Below are 17,185 nucleotides of genomic sequence, written 5' to 3' on the forward strand. Positions count from 1 at the left end.
TCACCCCCTACCTCTAACCACCAACACCAACCCGCTTACACAGAAGACTTGACAAGCCCCACTCCGTTGACCGGCCGGGTCATCCGCGCCTCGAAACAGACCGCCGTCCGATACGAACGCGCCCGGCCGGGTGAGCTGGTCCATATAGACGTGAAGAAACTGGGGCGTATCCCCGACGGCGGCGGGTGGCGCGCCCACGGCAGAGCCGCCGGCGACACGGCGGCCCATAAGCGGGCTCGGATCGGTTTCGACTACGTCCACTCGATGATCGATGACCACTCCCGGCTCGCATACTCCGAGATCCACCCCGACGAGAAGGGCGCGACCTGCGCCGGGTTCCTCACCCGGGCTGCGGCGTACTTCGCCGCGCACGGCATCACCCGCATCGAACGGGTCATGACCGACAACCACTTCAGCTACCGGCTCTCGAACGACTTCCAGACCGTCCTCCGCGGGCTCGGTGCGAAACACGTCCTCATCCGCCCGCACTGCCCGTGGCAAAACGGCAAAGTCGAACGCCTGAACCGCGTACTCTGCAAACCGAATGGGCCTACCGGCAGATCTTCACCTCTAACACCGCCCGCGCCGACGCCCTCGCACCCTTCATCGAGCATTACAACGCTCATCGCCACCACACCGCCATCAACGGCACACCCCTCAGCCGAGTGTTACCAACGTGACTGCCGAGTACAGCTAGCGGCGGGCCTCGCAACAGCCGCGCAGGCGGCGGGCCCGGTCCCGTGGCCGACGTGGCCACAAGAGAAGCCGGTACCCGCGTTCACGGCCATCGATCACGTCCTCGCGCGCGGGGCAGTTCCCACGGGGTGGGACAGTGCGTACATCGAGGGCAGCGATCACCGGGCGGTCATCGCGAACTGGGCCCTCTGCGACCTCACCTGAGGCCTCAGCGGCTGAGCGATGCGAAGCGGCGGATCGACAGCGGAACGAACACGACGAGCATCACAATCGTGATCAGCAGCACATAGATCACCGGATGCTGCAGCGGCCATGCGTCGGTTGCCGCACTGCCACTGGGTGCGTTGCCGAACAACTCCCGGGCTGCCTGTACGAGGGCCGAAACCGGGTTCCATTCCGCGATCACCCGGAGGGGGCCGGGGAGGTTCTCACTCGGCACGAACGCGTTCGAGATAAAGGTCAGCGGGAACAGGATCAGGAACGAGGCGTTGTTGATGACCTCGGGGCTGCGCACGATCAGACCCAGGAACGCCAGCACCCACGAGAGCGCGTAGGCGAAGACCAACAGCAGCCCAACGCCAGCCAGGAACTCGAGGGGAGATGACTCGACGCGCCACCCCACGAGAAGGCCGGTGAGCATCATGACGATCAGGGAGAGAACGTTGATGACGAGGTCTCCGACCGTCCGCCCGACGAGCACCGCCGACCCGCTCATCGGCAGGGTGCGGAAGCGGTCGATGATGCCGTCCTTGAGGTCTTGGGCCATCGCCGAGCCCGAGTATGTCGAGCCGAACACGATGGTCTGCGCGAAGATCCCGGCCATGAGGAACGACGTGTAGCTCTCGCCCGGCACCTGGATCGACGAACCGAAGACGAACGTGAACAGCAGCACGAACATGATCGGCTGGATGAGGGTGAAGATCAGGATGTCGGGAACCCGGGTCAGTTTCTTCACATTGCGCCAGGTGGTGACGTAACCGTCGGAGAGGAACCGACTGAACGCCGTACCGGGCCGGGGCTGCAGTGTTGTGCTGGATGATCCCGTCGTGTGCGAGGCCTCGGTGCTCATGCCGCCTCCTCCTCGTCCGTGGTCTGCTCGGCGGCATGGCCCGTCAACCGCAGGAAGACGTCATCCAACGTGGGCCTGCGCATCCCGGCATCGTGCAGTTCGACCCCGGCAGCAGCGGTGTCGGTCATGATGCGCGAGAGAGCGTCGGCTCCGTCGCTGACCGGAACGACGAGGCCGCGCGCGCCGTCCGATGCGACCGGCCCCGAGCCGTAGCGCGAGAGGATCTCGCGCATCGCGTCGACATCGCTCTCGCTCACAAGGCTCACCGCGATCCGCTGACCGCCGACCGACGACTTCAGCTCGTCGGCGGTGCCCTTCGCGATCACCCGCCCGTTGTCGATGATCGAGATCGAGTCGGCGAGGCGGTCGGCCTCCTCGAGGTATTGCGTGGTCAGGAGCACCGTCGTGCCGCCGGCGACGAGCGATTCGATCACGTCCCACAGTGCGAGCCTGCTGCGGGGGTCCAGGCCCGTCGTCGGTTCGTCGAGGAAGAGCACGGGCGGATTGATGACGAGCGCGCCGGCCAGGTCGATCCGGCGCCGCATCCCGCCCGAGAATCCTTTGACGGGCCGGTTCTGGGCATCCACGAGATCGAACAGCTCGATGAGTTCGCGCGCCCGCTGGGCTGAGCGGCGCCGCCCGAGGTGGTACAGCATCCCCACCATGAAGAGGTTCTCGAACCCGGTGAGGTTCTCGTCGACCGCCGCGTACTGACCGCTCGCGCCACTCATCCGACGGATCTGCTGCGGATCTGCGAGCACGTCGACACCGTCGATGCTCGCGGAACCGGCATCCGGTCGGATGAGGGTTGTCAGCACCTTGACCGTCGTCGTCTTCCCGGCGCCGTTCGGCCCGAGCAGCGCTGCGACGGTTCCCTCCGGCACTGACAGGTCGAGCCCGTCAAGCGCGCGGACAACCGGCGCACCCCGCGGATGGTACGTCTTGACGAGCCCGCTCGCCTCGATGAAAGCCATAGCACGGATGGTAACGGTGCCCGCAGACATCCGGGTGCCTGCCAACGGCCCCACGGGGGAGGACTGTCCCGCATGATGGATGCATGGCTGAGCCGGTGACGTCCCAGCGGATTCTCGAGCACGTCCAGCGGCTCGGCGAGGAGCATCCGCCGATCGAGCTCGATTCGGTCGACCGCGGCATCCGTGATCCGCATACCGTTGCCGATCGGTACGGGCATGTGATCGACTATCTCGCTCGTGTCGAACTCGAGGTCGACCGCAACGTCCTCGAGCTGCTCGTCCTGTTGCCCGATGTCAGCGAGGTCGACCGGATGTTCTACGCCGACGTGTGGCAGCCCCAAGAGATCCAGCATGGACTGATCCTCGATCGACTGCAGCAGGATCTCGGGTGCCCGGCGGCTGAGCCCGTGCTCGAGGTGTCGTACAAGATGCGGATCATGGGCGCTCTCGCGCACTTCTCTGCGATCCAAGACATCGCGCGGCTGCTGTATTACCTCACTGGCGCGAGCACCGAACGGCAGGCGGTGCTCGCCTACAACACGATCCACAGCGGGATGACAGGGCTCGGTGAGTCCGCGATCGCCGAGACGATCATCGCGCCCATCCGTCGGCAAGAACCCGGCCATTTCGCCTTCTATCGGATGAGCGCGACCGAGCTCGTGCACTCCGGGGCGCTGCGACCCTGGCAGCTCTACCTCGCCCGCGTCCTGCGCGAGAAGACCTACAACCTCGTCGGCACGAACGGACAGGACCGCTACCGCGCGCAGATGGGCGGCGTCGTCACAAGCCTCGGGTTCGACACCGACCTCGACAAGTACGCGCGCGAAGTCGGCCGCATCGAAGCGCAGCTACTGTGGGCGAACGAGCAGGGCATGGAGTTTCCGCCCTACGTCCTGCGGGCCCTCCGCGAGAGCATCGACCTCTACCGCGAGCGGGGCTTCGGCGACGCCGCGTGACGCGGCATCCGTGGTGGCATCCGCTGCCCGGGCCGACCTCTCGTGGGTAGGAATTCTCGCCGAGGTAGGGCGATGTGCATGCTCATCGTCCTGCCTCGGCGATTGCTCCTACCTCCGTGAGGCATCGCACAAGACCACGGATGCCGATGGCGGCGTAACCTGACAGCGCGGCCGGATACGGCATCCGACCCGGGACGGAGCTGACATGCACTTCGGGCTGCACATCGCGGACTTCACCTTCGACTCGGGGCCGGCCGAGCTCGGCCAGACCCTCGCGCGGCACGTCAGGCACGCTGAGGATGCCGGCATCCAGCGGATCACCGTCATGGACCACTTCTGGCAGCTGCCCGGCATCGGCCCCGTCGAGCACGAGATGCTTGAGGCTTACGCGACCCTCGGGTTCCTTGCCGCGCACACGCAGAAAGCGATGCTGCACGTCCTGGTCACGGGCGTCATCTATCGGCATCCCGCCCTGCTTGCCAAGCAGGTGAGCACGCTCAATGTGCTCTCGGGTGGCCGGGTCGGACTCGGCATCGGCGCAGGCTGGAACGAGCAGGAGTGTGTCGGCCTCGGATTCCCGTTCTCGCCCGTGGCGCAGCGTTTCCGCGAACTCGAGGAGACGATCCAGATCTGCCAGCAGATGTGGTCGGACTCCGACGAGCCGTATGACGGGGCGATCTGGCAGCTCGGGCGCACGCTGAACTCGCCGCAGAACGTCACGAAGCCGATGCTCATGATCGGCGGCGGGGGAGAGAAGAAGACCCTCAAGCTCGTGGCGCAGTACGCGGATGCCTGCAACCTCAGCGCCCTCGCTGGAGTACCCACGGGCAAGCTCGACGTGCTGCGGGCCCACTGCGACGATGTCGGGCGCGACTACGACACCGTCGAGAAGACCGCCATGATCGGCGTGAATCCCGAATCCACGGCGGACGGCGTCGCCGACCAGGTGCGGGCGCTGGGGGAGGCGGGCTTCACGACGACGTACGTCTTCTCTGTCGGCATCCGTCAGCCCGAGAAGGTCGTCGATCTGATCGCCGGGGTCGCCGCGCGGGTCTAGCGGGCCGAGTCCACCGCACGCCCACCGCACGAAGGTAGGTGTTCTCGCCGAGGTAGGACGTTTCTGGTGCACATGGTCCTACCTCGGCGATTTCTCCTACGTCGGCGCGTGCCGAAGACGGATGTTGAGCCGGTGGCCGCACTGACAGTTCGCCGCACGAAGGTAGGTGTTCTCGCCGAGGTAGGACGTTTCTGGTGCACATCGTCCTACGCTGGCGATTTCTCCTACGTCGCTGCGGTGGCGACCGATGCCGGAGGTCGGCTGCCTGAGTTCAGCCGCCGAGTTCCGATCGCACGATCGCCGCGCCCGCGGTGAGGGCGGCGAGCTTCCCGCGGGCGAGCGCGCGGGGAAGCGGTGCCATGCCGCAGTTCGTGGACGGATAGAGGTTCTCGGCATCCACGAACTGCAGCGCCCGCCGCAGCGTGTCGGCCACCTCATCCGGGGTTTCCACGAGCGTGCTCGCCACGTCGATCGCCCCAACCATGACCTTCTTGCCGCGGATGAGCTCGATGAGGTCCATCGGTACATGGGAGCGATGGCACTCGAGCGAGACGATGTTGATGCTCGATTCGCGGATGCGGGGGAAGATCCGCTCGTACTGGCGCCATTCAGACCCGAGCGAGGCCTTCCAGTCGGTGTTGGCCTTGATGCCGTAGCCGTAGCAGACGTGCACCGCCGTCTCGCACGTGAGCCCCTCCGCCGCGCGCTCGAGCGCCGCGATGCCCCAGTCGTTCACGTCGTCGAAGAACACGTTGAACGCCGGCTCGTCGAACTGGATGATGTCGACCCCGGCCGCCGCGAGTTCTTTCGCCTCCTGGTTGAGGATGCCGGCGAACTCCCACGCGAGCTCCTCGCGGCTGCCGTAATGGGCGTCGTAGAGGGTGTCGATCATGGTCATCGGGCCGGGCAGCGCCCATTTCACCGGTCGATCGGTGTGGGCGCGCACGAAGGCGGCATCCTCGACGAACACCGGCGCTTTGCGCACGACGGGGCCGGCAACCGTCGGAACCGACGCGTCGTAACGGTCGCGGATACGCACCGTCTCGCGGCGCTCGAAGTCGACGCCCGCGAGGTGTTCGATGAAGGTCGTCACGAAGTGCTGGCGGCTCTGCTCGCCGTCACTGACGATGTCGATTCCCGCGTGCTGTTGGTCCGAGAGCGCCAGCAGCAAAGCGTCTTGCTTACCTTCGGTGAGGATGTCGTCGTCCAGCCTCCAGGGCGACCAGAGCGTTTCGGGCTGTGCGAGCCATGCGGGCTTGGGCAGGCTGCCTGCGGTGGAGGTGGGAAGGAGCGTCACGCCTGGGCCCCCTCCAGCTCGCGGGCGGAGAACTGTGCCGACCACAGCTCCAGCGTCTCGCGGTGCGGCTCGACGAAGTGTTCGCCGGCGAAACGGCCCTGCTCGACGGCCAGGCGGCTGCGCTCCTCACGGTCGTAGTCGATGCGGGTCAGCGAGTAGTCGGGCTGGCTCAGGCTGGGCTGGAACCGCGCGGGTGCAGCGGAGTTGGCGTTGTAGATCTCGGGACGGTAGATCTTCTGGAATGTCTCCATGGTTGCGATCGTGGAGATCAGTTCGAGGTTCGTGTAGTCGGCGAGCAGATCACCGACGTGGTAGAAGGCCAGCGGCGCGGCGCTGCGCGGCGGCATGAAGTAGCGGACCTTCATCCCCATCTTCGCGAAGTAGTCATCGGTCAGCGAGTACTCGTCCTGGCGGTACTCGACGCCCAGAACCGGATGCCGCGTGTCGGTGCGCTGGTAGGTCTTGGTGCTCGAGACGCTCAGGCAGATGACGGGTGCCTTGGCGAAGTGCCGCGTGTAGGCATCCGATGCCAAGAAGCTGCGGAACAGGTTCCCGTGCAGCACTCCGAAGTCATCGGGGACGCTGAATCCGGATCCGCCGGCGTTGTGCGCGGGGAGCACGACGCTGAAGTCGTAGTCCCGCACGTACGACGAGAAGTTGTTCCCGACGATGCCCGGGATGCGGGTTCCGGAGCCGTGGTCGACGATCGTCGTCTCGAGAACCTCGATGATCGGGAAGCGCTCGCCGTCGCCGCCCCCGTCGAGGTCGATCGATACCGAGACGATGTCGAGATCGACCGAGTAGCGGTCGCCGGTGTCGTTGTCGGTATCTGCGAGCTCATTGAGCCGGTTGTCGATCATCCGGATCGCGTTTCGCAGGTTCTCCCTGCGACTCTCGCCGCGCGCGAGGTTCGCGAAGTTGGTGGTGATGCGCGTGTTGTCGAGGGGACGGTAGTCCTCGTCGAATCGGACACGCTCGAGGGTGAAGACGGGGACGGGCGGAGACGTCAGACGCATGACAGACCGTTCGGGTTGGGCGAGCCGGGGCGGCCCGCTGAATTGTCAGGGAGCCGCAGCGCGTGCCCGATGCTGTGCTCGGGCGCGAGGCTTCGCGTCATGCTGCGATGTGTTCGAGGATGCCGTCTTCGAGGGGGGTCCGCAACTTGCGACGTAACGCAGTGACGGATTGGTGGGAGGCGGCGCCCACGAGACCCCTCCGGCTGCTCGTGAGCGTAGGTCTTCTCGCCGAGGTCGGACGGTCGGTGACGAGATCGTCCTACCTGCGCGATCTTGCCTACCTGGCGGACGTGTCGAGGGGAACGGATGCCGCGCCCCCGCCCACCGGAACCAGACGCGTCAACTGTGTGACGTGGCGGGGTTCCAGCTCGGCAAGGCTCGACACGCCGAGCAGGCGCATCGTGCGCTCGATCTCGGCGCGCAGGATCTCGATCGTGCGGTCCACGCCCTGTCGTCCGCCCGCCATGAGGCCGTACAGGTACGCGCGACCGATGAGCGTGAACGTGGCGCCGAGGGCCACGGATGCCACGATGTCGGCACCGTTCATGATTCCGGTGTCGATCATGACCGTGGCATCCTTGCCGACTTCGCGCACGACCTTCGGCAGCAGGTGGAAGGGGATGGGTGCGCGGTCAAGCTGCCGCCCACCGTGGTTCGAGAGGATGATGCCGTCGACACCGTGGTCGATCAGGCGCACCGAGTCGGCGACGTTTTGCACACCCTTGATGACGATCTTTCCGGGCCACAGATCACGGATGACGGCGAGATCCTCATAGCTGATCGTGGGGTCCATGGCGGCATCCAGCAGCTCACCGACGGTGCCGCCGGTCGACGAGAGCGAGGCGAACTCGAGCTTCGGAGTCGTGAGGAAGTCGTACCACCACCAGGGCCGGGGAATCGCGTTGACGATCGTGCCGAGGGTGAGCTGCGGCGGGATCGAGAAGCCGTTGCGCTTGTCGCGCAGGCGTGCGCCCGCGACCGGGGTGTCGACGGTGAACATGAGGGTGTCGAAGCCGGATGCCGCGGCGCGGCGAGCCAGCCCGTAGGAGATCTCGCGATCGCGCATGACGTACAGCTGGAACCAGTTGCGCCCGCCGGGGTTGGCAGCCTTCACCTCCTCGATCGATGTCGTGCCGAGGGTCGAGAGAGTGAAGGGGATGCCGGCAGCTCCAGCCGCCGAGGCGCCAGCGATCTCGCCTTCGGTCTGCATGAGTCGCGTGAAGCCGGTCGGCGCGATTCCGAAGGGGAGCGCCGAGGGGCCGCCGAGGACCTCGACGGAGGTGTCGAGGTCGGGCGCGGGGGTCAGGACGTCGGGGTGGAACTCGATGTCCTCGAATGCGCGGCGGGCGCGCGAGAGCGACAGCTCGCCCTCGGCGGCGCCATCGGTGTAGTCGAATGCGGCCTTGGGTGTGCGGCGCTTGGCGATGGTGCGGAGGTCAGAAATCGTGAGTGCCGACTGCAGCCGTCGCTTGCGTCCGTCGAACTCGGGCTTCTTGAACTTCATCAGTTCGAACAGCTCGGCAGGCTGGGGAAGCTGACGTTTCACCATGATGGTGTCCTTCCGTGTCATCGGATGCCCGAGGGCTGGGGGTCGTAGCGCCGAGGGTTATGTGTCCTGACCACACGGTACCGTAGGTCGTCGAGGCCCCCGTCGATGAGTCCGGCAGCCCGCGGTAGAGATCGGACGCGCAGCGGTGGAACCGTTCCTCGAGCAGGATGGCGAGCATTCGCGACCCCGTCAGGTGAGGTTCACCCCCGAGCTCATCATCCGGGAATCCAGTCGTGCGACCCTGAGAATCTGAGCCGCATCGCGGGCATGCTCCCCTAACGTGGGCCGCATGAGCATGTCAGTCGCCCTTCGCACCGCCCAGCGCTCGTCGTTGCTCCAGGTCGTCAAGTCCGCCGTCGCCACCGTGCTCGCGTGGTTCCTCGCCGGGTGGCTCATCCCTGCTCAGCCCCCGGTTTTCGCCGCGATCGCCGCGCTCCTGGTCGTCCAGCCGAGCCTGAACCAGTCGTTCGGGAAGGCGCTCGAGCGCAGTGTCGGGGTCATCGTCGGTGTCGTGGTCGCCTCGGCCCTCGGCATCCTGCTCGGAACCTCTACCTGGGTCGTTGCGGTCGCCGTGGTCGTGGCGCTCGTGCTCGCGTGGGCCCTGCGGATGACGCCCGGCACCGGAAACCAGGTAGCCATCAGCGCGCTCCTCGTGCTCGCCCTGGGAACGGCAACACCCAACTACGCGCTCGATCGCATCGTCGAGACGGTCATCGGCGCCGCGATCGGTTTCGTCGTCAACGTCCTCATCGTTCCGCCGCTCTCGGTCGAGCCGGCCCGCCGCGCCGTGCGCGCGCTCGCCGATGACCTCGCCGGAACCCTCGACCGCTTGGCCGATGCCCTGCAGCACTCGCAGAGTCGGGCGCAGCTGGACGATCTTCTCGCGCGGGCGCGAGCGACGCGAGCGAGCCGGGATGCCGCGGATGCCGCGATCGCCGCGGCGCGAGACTCGCTGACCCTCAACCCTCGCGCGCCGCGCCATCGGGCCGAGCTCGCTGCTCTCGACACTCTCGTCACGACGTTCACGCCGATCGTGACGCAGGCCATCGGGATGACCCGCGCGTTCCACGAGCGCTACGACGACACCCTCACGGGCGAGCCCGCAATCGGCGCGATCGCCGAACAACTGCGCCGAGCGGCACACGATGTGCGATTCGCGCCCGACCGGGGCGCTGCTCCTCCGACCGCTGGCGTGATCGAACCCGCCGCGCTGACGAGGCCCCTCGCGGTGACCGCTCCGGCGTCGGATCACTGGATCCTCGTGGGCTCGATGATGGTCGACCTTCTTCGCATCCATCACGCGCTCGTCGGGATCGAGACCGAGTGAGGCCGCCGGAGTACTAGCGTTATGAGGTGACCTCGGCTCGCCGCCCCCTCGCCGGAGGGCCGAGCTGGCGAGCATGGCTGATCTGGTCGGTTGCCGTTGCCGGATACGTTCTGGCCGTCACCAACCGCAGTTCTCTCAGCGCTGTCGGTGTAGACGCCGCCGATCGCTTTGGCGCCGACGCGTCGACGCTGTCGCTGTTCGCGGTCATCCAGCTCGGGGTGTATGGCGGCATGCAGATCCCGGTGGGAGTGCTGCTCGATCGCTTCGGGTCGCGCCCGATCATGACCGTCGGCATGGTGCTGATGGCGCTCGGTCAACTCGGGATGGCGATCTCTCCGAGCGTCGGTATCGCCCTTGTCGCCCGTGTTCTGCTGGGCGCGGGAGACGCGGCCATCTTCCCCGGCGTCATCCGCCTCATCGCCACCTGGTTTCCCGCGCAGCGCGCACCGGTCATGGTGCAGCTGACCGGCATCGTCGGTCAGGCCGGGCAGCTGGTGGCGGTGATTCCCCTGGCGGCTTTGCTCCACGCCACGTCGTGGACGATCACGTTCGGGTCGATCGCGGGGCTCGGTCTCGTGTTCGCCATCCTCATCGCTCTGGTCGTACGCAACCATCCACCCGAACTGGAGCGGGATGTCTCGATCAACACCGACACGGGTGCGATCCGGGTCGTCACCTCGACCGTGGACACGGGGGTCGGCATCCGTGCCGCGTGGGCGCACCCCGGTACCCGACTCGCGTTTTGGTCACACTTCACCACCCCCTTCGCCGGCACGGCTTTCGTGCTGCTGTGGGGAATGCCGTTCCTCACCGTCGGCGAGGGGCGCACGGTCGCCGAAGCCGCCGGCATCCTGTCGCTGTACGTCGTGGTCGGGATGGCCCTCGGACCGATCATGGGCGGACTGTCGCAACGACTGCCCCAGCATCGATCGCGCGCCCTCGTGCTGCCGTCGGTCGCTGCTCAAGCTGTCGCGTGGGCGGTTGTGATCGCCTTTCCCGGGCCCGCGCCGCTCTGGCTGCTGTTCGCGCTCGCCGTCGCTCTCGCCATGGGGGGACCCGCGTCGCTGATCGCGTTCGACCATGCCCGCACCCACAACCCAGCACAGCGCTTGAGCACGGCGACAGGGGTCACCAACGCGGGCGGATTCCTCGCCGCGCTCATCGCGATCTACCTCATCGGTCTCGCGCTTGACCTGCAGGGCGCTGGGACACCCGACACCTACACGCTGCAGGCCTTCCGCATCGCGTTCCTCACGCAATTCCCGCTGTGGGCCATTGGGGCGTTCTTCATCGTGCGAGAGCGCCGGCGCACCCTCATCCGCCTCGGTCTCGTGAGCCCTCGAGCTCCGCGCTGAACAGGGCGTCCTCGCTGACGCAAGGGTGGAAATTCGACGCGAGCGCGCGCATCCTAGACGCGTGAGCGCGACGAACCCCCGCGATGAGTACGAGGCGCTGAACCACGCCGTGGACCGTCTCGTGCGCCGCATCCCCTGGGCCGACGAGGCGGGCGTCAGAATCATGGTCGCCGAGGAGGTGGCGGCTCTCGGTGATGCGCGGTTGCGGCACTTCATCCCCGCGATGGTGGAGGCTCGGGTGCTCCGGCGGCTCCGTGCGCCCGGACCGTTGGACATCGCCGTCTAGGCGACTTCAGCGTTCAGTATTACTGAAGGTTTGCTAGCATCGCGTCATGCTTGTTGCAGCCATCGTCATCATCACGCTTGCCCTCGTCTTCTACTCCATCGGCGTCTGGGCGGAGCGAATCCAGCGCACCCTGAAGTGGTGGCACGCCGCGTTCTTCGCAGGAGGCCTCGCCGCCGACACCACCGGGACTGTGCTGATGTCTCAGATCGCGGCAAGCCGTCGAGCGGATGGGGTCGCCGCGGGCGGGCTGGATCAGTTGATGGCGATCACCGGGCTCGCAGCCATCATCCTCATGGCGATCCACCTCGTGTGGGCCGTGATCGTCCTGATCCGAGACCGCGCCAACGAGAAAGCTGTCTTCCACCGATTCAGCATCGTGGTGTGGGCCATCTGGCTCGTGCCCTACGTGCTGGGCGCGGCCGGGGCGATGATCGGGGGCTCAGCGTCCTGATGCTCAGGAGATCGTGACGGCGGTGCCGTAGGCACACACCTCGACGCCGCCGCTGTCGCCGTAGTCGTTGGTCTCGAACCGGAAGGCCACGACGGCGTTCGCGCCCTTCGCCTCAGCCTCAGCCGACAACCGCGAGAGCGCCTCGATGCGGGTCTCGTGGAGCAACTCCGTGATGCCCTTGAGTTCGCCGCCTGCCAGAGCCTTGAATGATGCGCCGATGTTGGCGCCGATGTGCCGTGAACGTACGGTGAGCCCGAAGACTTCCCCGTGGACGGCGGTGATGGTGTGACCGGGGACGTCGTTGGTTGTGACGATCAACATGGCGTCAGTCTGCCAGCGGGGCGAGCCCGGGGGAAGAGCGCGCTTACGACGGGTCTAGTCCTGGCTCTCATCAGTCGGTACCGCCCGAACGAACGCGTCGACCTCGTCGGCGGGCATATCGATCCCGGCCTGGCACAGCCGCTCCTGCAGAACCTCGCGGAGGCGGCGGCGGTTCGCCCGGGGGTGGTCCATGCGCGTCTGCGCGAGAATCCCCGTCACCTCGTCGTGGACGCTCGGAGCGTTCATTGCCATTCTCGGTCGGCTCTGGGTTGTCGGGTCGGCGGCGTCGCGAGCGGCATCGGCCCCGACGTCGCGGCGTAGCCGTCGCCTGAGCGCACGCTCGGCGCGCGGACTCTCCCGGTCATCGTGGAGTTGCGAGACGGGCGGCTCGATGCCGGGATTGCCGCTGGCACTGTTTGTGCGGGACGCGAGGGTCTTGTGGGTGGGGTTCGTCATAGCGAGCTCCCTTCCGTGGGTCGGCCCTCAGCATCGCTGCGCACAGCCGTGCGCACCACCCGGTTGACAGATCGCGGCTGACGCGATCCGAGGGCGGGCTCAGTTGGTGGCGGAAAGCTCCGGCACGGGCTGCGCCGCTGGCGACAGCGTCGACCGGGCCTGTGTGACTCGCCGATCGGAGAGGGCAACGTCGTGCGCCTCGCCCACCAGCGTCGTGGACCCCCATGTCGCCCGGTCAGCCGCCGTCCCCACCCACAGTTCCACCTCGCCGGGCTCCACCCTGCGAACCAGGTCCACGCCGGCGGCGGCAAGCCGTCCACTCGGGACATCGAACGTGACGATCGCGCTCTGTCCCGGCTCCAGGGCAACACGCTCGAAGCCGATGAGTTGCGCGACCGGCCGCGTCGTCGACCGATACGGGGTGTGGGCGTAGAGCTGAACGACATCCGTGGCCCCGCGCTTCCCGGTGTTGGTGACGGTGACGCTGACGCCGAGCTCGCCGCTCGTCGGTGCCGTCTCCGGCGCCGACAGATCGGTGTACTGGAAGCTCGTGTAGCTGAGACCGAACCCGAAAGGGCGAACGGGCGTGCTATCGGCAGTCGTGATCTCGGACGGCCCTCCCAGCAGGGGATGCAGGTAGCTGTAGGGCTGGGCGCCAGCCGACCGCGGCAGGGAGACCGGCAACCGGCCCGAGGGCGAGACGTCACCGGCGAGGATGCGTGCCAGGGCACGTCCGCCTTCTTCGCCGGGGAAGAAAGCCTGCACGATGGCGCCGACGGCATCCGGTCCATCCAGTGCCCAGTCCAGGGCGTAGGGGCGTCCGCTCAACACGACCATCGCGACGGGGGTGCCGGTCGCGGCGATGGCGGTGACGAGGTCACGCTGAACGCCGGGCAGATCGAGGCTGGAGACGTCGTTTCCCTCTCCCACCGTGCCGCGGCCGAAGAGGCCGGCGCTGTCTCCGACCACGACGACGGCGACATCGGCATCCTTGGCATCGGCGACAGCCGCTGCGAATCCCGACCGGTCGTCACCCTCGACCGCGCACCCGGCCGAGAAGGTGATCTCTGCGGCGGCGAAGCGTTCGCGGATGCCGTCGAGGACACTCGGGGCGTCGAACCCGAGCGGCGTCTCTGGATGATGAGCGAGCACATGATTCGCAAAGGAGTAGCACCCCATCAATGCCGCATGCCCTGCCGCGTTCGGTCCGCTGACCGCGATGCGCAGACCCGGGGCTGCGCCCAGCGGCAGCAGCGCGTCATTTCGAAGCAGCACCACCGATTCTTCGGCAAGGCGCCGGGCGAGGTTTCGATGGGTGGGGGAGTCGAGGTCGATGACCGTCGGGGGAGTCTCGAACTGCTCGTCGAGCAGACCCAACTCCTCCTTCTGTGAGAGCACGCGCAGGACGGCGCGGTCGACGAGGGCGACAAGCTCCGGATGCTGCGCAATCAGCTCGCGCAGCGGTGCCGTGTACGCGTCGCCGGTCGGCAGCTCGACATCCACGCCGGCGCGCAGCGCAAGAGCGGCTGCCTCACCGCGGCCGGGGGCGAGCTGATGCATCGTGTGCAGGAAGGCCACCGAGAAGTAGTCGGCAACCGTCACCCCATCGAACCCCCAGCGCTCACGCAAGATATCGGTGAGGTAGGCAGGCGTGGCGGCTGCCGGCAGCCCGTCGATCTCGGCGTAGGAGTTCATGACCGACCGCGCTCGCCCCTCGATGACGGCCATCTCGAACGGCGGCAGATAGACATCCGCGAGCTCGCGCGGCCCGGCGTGCACGGGCGCGTGGTTGCGGCCGGCCTGCGACCCCGAGTACCCGACGAAGTGCTTGAGCGTCGCGTGCACACCCTGCGACTGCAGCCCGCGCACGTAGGCGGTGCCGATGACACCGACCACGTACGGATCCTCCGAGATGCACTCGTCGACTCGTCCCCAGCGGGGATCCCGCACGACATCGAGCACCGGCGCGAGCCCCTGATGGATGCCGAGCTCCCGCATCGACCCGCCGATCACCGCCGCCATCTCAGCGACCAGGGTCGGGTCGAACGCGGCGCCCCACGCGAGCGGCGTCGGGAAGGTGGCTGCCTGCCAGGCGGCCAATCCCGTCAGGCACTCCTCGTGGACGATCGCCGGAATCCCCAGGCGCGAGGTCTCACGAAGGCGCTTCTGCTCGCTCCACAGCCACTGAGCCCGCTCGATCGGATCGACCGGACGGGTCCCGTACACGCGCGTGAGGTGGCCGAGGCCGTGAGCTGAGGCATCCGTGTAGAGCGTCGAGGTCGCCATTTCGCCCTGCAGCGGCGCGACGATGTCGTCGCCCTGGTCGACCCAGAATCCGACGAGTTGCGCGAGCTTCTCATCGAGGGTCATCTCGCCGTGCAACGACCGTACGCGATCGCTGACGGCGGGAGTGGGTTCATCGAACACGAGCACAGTTCCTTCGGTCGAGCGGATGCCGCGGTCGCGGCATCCGGTTGAGTCAGCCCTTCACGGCTCCGGTGAGACCGCCGACGATGCGGCGTTCGAAGAGGCTGAAGAACACGAGAGCGGGAATCATCGACAGGGACGTGAAGGCAAGGACCTTCGCGGTGTCGACGGAGTACTGCGACGCGAACGCTTGGACGCCCAGCGGCAGCGTGAAGCTCGCCTCGTTGTTGAGGATGAACAGCGGCAGCATGTAGCTGTTCCAGCTGGCGATGAACGCAAGGATGCCGACGGTGATCACGCCGGGCATCGACAGGGGGATGACCATGCGCCAGAAGAAGCCGAGCCTGCTGCATCCGTCGATGAACGCAGCCTCTTCGATTTCCCGGGGCAGCGCCTGCAGGAACGGCACCAGGATGATGATCGTCATCGGCAGGGCGAATGCGACCTGGGGGATGATGACGCCCGCGAGCGAGTTCATGAGCCCGAGGTTTCGCACCAGGATGTACAGCGGTGTGATTGCGACGGTCATCGGGAACATCAGTCCCGCCGCGAACACGGCGTAGAGCACGCCGCGCATCCGGAAGCGATATCGCGCGAGCACGTACGCCGCCATCAGCCCGAGGGTGACCACGAACAGCGTCGTCGCGATAGCGGCGATCGAGGAGTTGAGCACCTCGCGCCAAAAGACGTCGCTGGTCAGCACGTTGAGGTAGTTCTCGAACTGCCACGTCGCGGGCAGGCCCGCCGGGTCTTGCGTGATCTCGGAGTTCGTGCGGAATCCGCCGATGATGATGTAGGCGACGGGGACGAGGATCAGAACGACGAGCGACCACGCCAGGAAGTAGATGAAGAAGTTTCCCGTGCGTTGTCCAGCGGTGCGCTGCGGGCGTCGCCGATCGGTGCGGCCGCCGGGCGCTGTCAGAGTTGCGGTGGCCATCAGTTCGCTCCTCCTGTGACGGCTCCTTCGGTGTCCCGTCGCAGCACGAAGCGCTGATACACCAGGGCGACGGCGAGGGAGATGAGGAAGATGACGACGGCGACTGCGCTGCCGTAGCCGAAGCTGCCGGCATTGCGGCCGGTGACGACCATGTACGTTGCCATCGTCGAGGTACCAGCGGTGGATGCCACGTACTGCCCCCAGATGATGTAGACGAGATCGAACAGTTGGAGGGATCCGATGATCGACAGGAACGCCCAGATGCGCAGCGTCGGCCCGAGCAGCGGCAGCGTGATGCTCCGCTGGATCTGCCAGTACGAGGCGCCGTCGATGGCGGCTGCTTCGTAGAGTTCTTCGGGAATGCCCTGGAGGCCGGCGAGCATGAGGATGACGGCGAAGCCGATGTACTTCCAGGTGATGATGCCCATCAACGTCCAGATCGCCAGATCCGGGTTGGAGAGCCAGTCCTGGGTGAGAGCTCCGAGGCCGATCTTCTCCAGGAAGTCGTTGAGCGCGCCGTTGGTGGCAAGCATCAGGCTCCACCCGGTGCCCACGACCACCTCGGCGATCACGTAGGGGACGAAGATGAGGACGCGGATCGCGGACTGACCCCGCATCTTGCGGTTCAGCAGCAGGGCAAGGCCGATCGCGATCGGTCCCTGGATCACCAGGGAGAGGACCACGATGATCGCGTTGTGCCACAGCGCAGCCTGGAAGGCAGGGTCGCTGAGGATGACGATGTAGTTGTTCAGGCCGACGAAGTCGGTGGCCGGGCCGAACCCACTCCAGCTGAAGAAGCCGTAGTAGGCGGCCATCACGACCGGGAAGATCACGAAGGCCAGAAAGACGATGAGGGCGGGGCCGATCAGGATGCCGATCTCGGCGCGGGTGCGCCACGACCTGTGCCGAGGGCGCCGGGAGGGGGACGACGCCGAGGCGCCGCCCCCCTCTTCCGTGACGCTCACGACCGCATCCGTGACCGGATAGGTTCGTTCGCTGACGGACATGACG

16 protein-coding genes and 1 pseudogene are annotated in these 17,185 nt (G+C 66.8%); 7 read left to right on the forward strand and 10 right to left on the reverse strand.

From position 1 onward, the window contains the following. Positions 1–63 precede the first annotated feature (63 nt). A pseudogene (locus BGO47_RS05845) lies at positions 64–680 on the forward strand (integrase core domain-containing protein); the annotation flags it as partial. Positions 681–904: 224 nt separating this feature from the next. Here BGO47_RS05845 and BGO47_RS05850 read toward each other — a convergent pair. Next, a complete protein-coding gene (locus BGO47_RS05850) occupies positions 905–1,765 on the reverse strand; it encodes an ABC transporter permease (protein ID WP_292709458.1) in 861 nt (286 codons plus the stop codon). Further along, positions 1,762–2,739 carry an ATP-binding cassette domain-containing protein gene (locus tag BGO47_RS05855; protein ID WP_292709459.1) on the reverse strand — a complete coding sequence of 326 codons (978 nt, stop codon included), beginning with the start codon at positions 2,737–2,739 and terminating at the stop codon, positions 1,762–1,764. The genes BGO47_RS05850 and BGO47_RS05855 overlap by 4 nt, the downstream gene beginning before the upstream one ends. An 83-nt stretch (positions 2,740–2,822) precedes the next feature. Between BGO47_RS05855 and BGO47_RS05860 the strand changes: the two genes are divergently transcribed. Next, on the forward strand, positions 2,823–3,695 hold the full coding sequence (locus tag BGO47_RS05860) for a GTP-binding protein LepA (protein ID WP_292709461.1): 873 nt from the start codon (positions 2,823–2,825) through the stop codon (positions 3,693–3,695). A 205-nt stretch (positions 3,696–3,900) separates the two neighbouring features. Next, a complete protein-coding gene (locus BGO47_RS05865; protein ID WP_228177413.1) occupies positions 3,901–4,752 on the forward strand; it encodes an LLM class F420-dependent oxidoreductase in 852 nt (283 codons plus the stop codon). A gap of 271 nt (positions 4,753–5,023) precedes the next feature. On the opposite strand, the gene BGO47_RS05870 is transcribed toward BGO47_RS05865, so the two are convergent. The 3 genes from BGO47_RS05870 to BGO47_RS05880 form a co-directional block, all read right to left on the reverse strand. Next, entirely contained in the window at positions 5,024–6,049 is a 1,026-nt protein-coding gene (locus BGO47_RS05870) for a methionine synthase (RefSeq protein WP_292709465.1), read from the reverse strand. Then, on the reverse strand, positions 6,046–7,065 hold the full coding sequence (locus BGO47_RS05875) for a DUF1852 domain-containing protein (RefSeq protein ID WP_292709467.1): 1,020 nt from the start codon (positions 7,063–7,065) through the stop codon (positions 6,046–6,048). The genes BGO47_RS05870 and BGO47_RS05875 overlap by 4 nt, the downstream gene beginning before the upstream one ends. A 277-nt stretch (positions 7,066–7,342) precedes the next feature. Continuing rightward, positions 7,343–8,614, reverse strand: a complete 1,272-nt coding sequence (locus BGO47_RS05880) for an alpha-hydroxy acid oxidase (RefSeq protein ID WP_292709469.1) — start codon at positions 8,612–8,614, stop codon at positions 7,343–7,345. 289 nt (positions 8,615–8,903) lie between these two features. Here BGO47_RS05880 and BGO47_RS05885 point away from each other — a divergent pair, with 289 nt between their 5' ends. The 4 genes from BGO47_RS05885 to BGO47_RS05900 all read left to right on the forward strand — a co-directional run bounded on the left by BGO47_RS05885 (position 8,904) and on the right by BGO47_RS05900 (position 12,033). Continuing rightward, positions 8,904–9,941, forward strand: coding sequence for an FUSC family protein (locus tag BGO47_RS05885; RefSeq protein ID WP_292709470.1), 1,038 nt, complete (start codon positions 8,904–8,906; stop codon positions 9,939–9,941). 26 nt (positions 9,942–9,967) lie between these two features. Then, the gene (locus BGO47_RS05890) at positions 9,968–11,296 is read left to right on the forward strand and encodes an MFS transporter (RefSeq protein WP_292709471.1); all 1,329 of its coding nucleotides are present in this window, start codon (positions 9,968–9,970) and stop codon (positions 11,294–11,296) included. Positions 11,297–11,357: 61 nt separating this feature from the next. Continuing rightward, positions 11,358–11,582: a three-helix bundle dimerization domain-containing protein gene (locus BGO47_RS05895; RefSeq protein WP_292709474.1), complete on the forward strand. Its 225-nt coding sequence runs from the start codon at positions 11,358–11,360 to the stop codon at positions 11,580–11,582. Positions 11,583–11,628: 46 nt separating this feature from the next. Beyond that, positions 11,629–12,033 (forward strand): HsmA family protein, encoded by a 405-nt coding sequence (locus BGO47_RS05900; RefSeq protein WP_292709475.1) that lies wholly within the window; start codon positions 11,629–11,631, stop codon positions 12,031–12,033. 3 nt (positions 12,034–12,036) lie between these two features. Here BGO47_RS05900 and BGO47_RS05905 read toward each other — a convergent pair whose 3' ends face one another. The 5 genes from BGO47_RS05905 to BGO47_RS05925 all read right to left on the reverse strand — a co-directional run bounded on the left by BGO47_RS05905 (position 12,037) and on the right by BGO47_RS05925 (position 17,181). Further along, the gene (locus tag BGO47_RS05905; RefSeq protein ID WP_292709477.1) at positions 12,037–12,354 is read right to left on the reverse strand and encodes a YbjQ family protein; all 318 of its coding nucleotides are present in this window, start codon (positions 12,352–12,354) and stop codon (positions 12,037–12,039) included. Positions 12,355–12,408: 54 nt separating this feature from the next. Beyond that, complete coding sequence (locus BGO47_RS05910; RefSeq protein ID WP_292709479.1) at positions 12,409–12,810, reverse strand: hypothetical protein; 402 nt, start codon at positions 12,808–12,810, stop codon at positions 12,409–12,411. A gap of 99 nt (positions 12,811–12,909) precedes the next feature. Beyond that, positions 12,910–15,180, reverse strand: coding sequence for a glycoside hydrolase family 3 N-terminal domain-containing protein (locus BGO47_RS05915; RefSeq protein WP_292709938.1), 2,271 nt, complete (start codon positions 15,178–15,180; stop codon positions 12,910–12,912). 109 nt (positions 15,181–15,289) lie between these two features. After that, positions 15,290–16,174 carry a carbohydrate ABC transporter permease gene (locus BGO47_RS05920; RefSeq protein ID WP_292709481.1) on the reverse strand — a complete coding sequence of 295 codons (885 nt, stop codon included), beginning with the start codon at positions 16,172–16,174 and terminating at the stop codon, positions 15,290–15,292. Next, positions 16,174–17,181 carry a sugar ABC transporter permease gene (locus BGO47_RS05925; protein WP_292709484.1) on the reverse strand — a complete coding sequence of 336 codons (1,008 nt, stop codon included), beginning with the start codon at positions 17,179–17,181 and terminating at the stop codon, positions 16,174–16,176. The genes BGO47_RS05920 and BGO47_RS05925 overlap by 1 nt, the downstream gene beginning before the upstream one ends. Positions 17,182–17,185: the final 4 nt, after the last annotated feature.

This window comes from Microbacterium sp. 67-17, assembly GCF_001898325.1.
Classification (GTDB): Bacteria; Actinomycetota; Actinomycetes; order Actinomycetales; family Microbacteriaceae; genus Microbacterium; species Microbacterium schleiferi.